This window comes from Stenotrophomonas terrae, from assembly GCF_001431465.1.
Classification (GTDB): domain Bacteria; phylum Pseudomonadota; class Gammaproteobacteria; order Xanthomonadales; family Xanthomonadaceae; genus Stenotrophomonas; species Stenotrophomonas terrae.
In genome coordinates this window covers 1-812 of record NZ_LDJJ01000118.1, presented here as the reverse complement: position 1 = coordinate 812, position 812 = coordinate 1, and the positions used below count along the sequence as shown (strand labels likewise).

Annotated in this window: 2 protein-coding genes; both read left to right on the top strand. The window is 65.5% G+C overall.

The features are described 5' to 3' along the window. On the top strand, positions 1-230 hold a 230-nt coding region (locus tag ABB27_RS18960), incomplete at its 5' end, for a hypothetical protein (protein WP_152984701.1). Beyond that, positions 227-812 (top strand): homoserine kinase (locus ABB27_RS18955; protein ID WP_425477556.1); only part of this gene is annotated, 586 nt, incomplete at its 3' end. The genes ABB27_RS18960 and ABB27_RS18955, both read left to right, overlap by 4 nt.

The following is an 812-nucleotide window of genomic DNA, read 5'->3' as shown; positions in this document are numbered from 1 at the left end:
TGGCCCAGTTCAAGCCCGGTCAGCAGCCCAGCGTCGGCCTGGTCGAGTTGCCGGGCGACCATGCGTTCGCCAACCTGCGTCTGACCGACAATGTTGTGCAGTTCACCACCCGTCGTTACTGCGACAACCCGTTGGTGGTGCAGGGGCCGGGTGCAGGCCCGGAAGTGACGGCAGCCGGCGTATTTGCTGATGTGCTGCGGGTGGCAGCGGGCGAGGGAGCGCGATTGTGAGTGATGGCTTGAAGGATTCGGGGTTGCGCGAAGCGCGGGCGTTCTCGCCGGCATCGGTGGCCAATGTGGCGGTTGGTTTCGATCTGCTGGGTTATGCGGTGCCGGATGTCGGCGACACGGTAACGGTGCGTCGCATTGATGCGCCGGAAGTGCGCATCGCTGCCATTCGCGGTGCTGCCGTGGAGCTGCCGTTGGATGCGCCAAGCAACACCGCCGGTGCGGCGTTGATCGCATTGCGCCAGGCCTTGGGGCTGACCTACGGTTTTGAAGTGGAGATCGACAAGGGCATTCCGCTCAGTTCCGGGATGGGCGGCTCGGCGGCCTCGTGCGTGGGCGCACTGGTGGCGGCCAATGCGCTGCTGGATGTGCCTTTGAGTCGCGAGCAGCTGTATCTGTATTCACTGGAAGGCGAGGCAGTGGCCAGCGGCAGTCGCCACGGTGACAATCTCGGCCCGATGTTTCTTGGCGGCCTGGTGCTGTCCACCTTGGAGCGGCTGGTGCCGGTGCCGGTGCCCGCACAGTGGCATAGCCTGCTGGTACATCCGGATGCTTTGCTGGAAACGCGCCGCGCCCGCGCCGCCT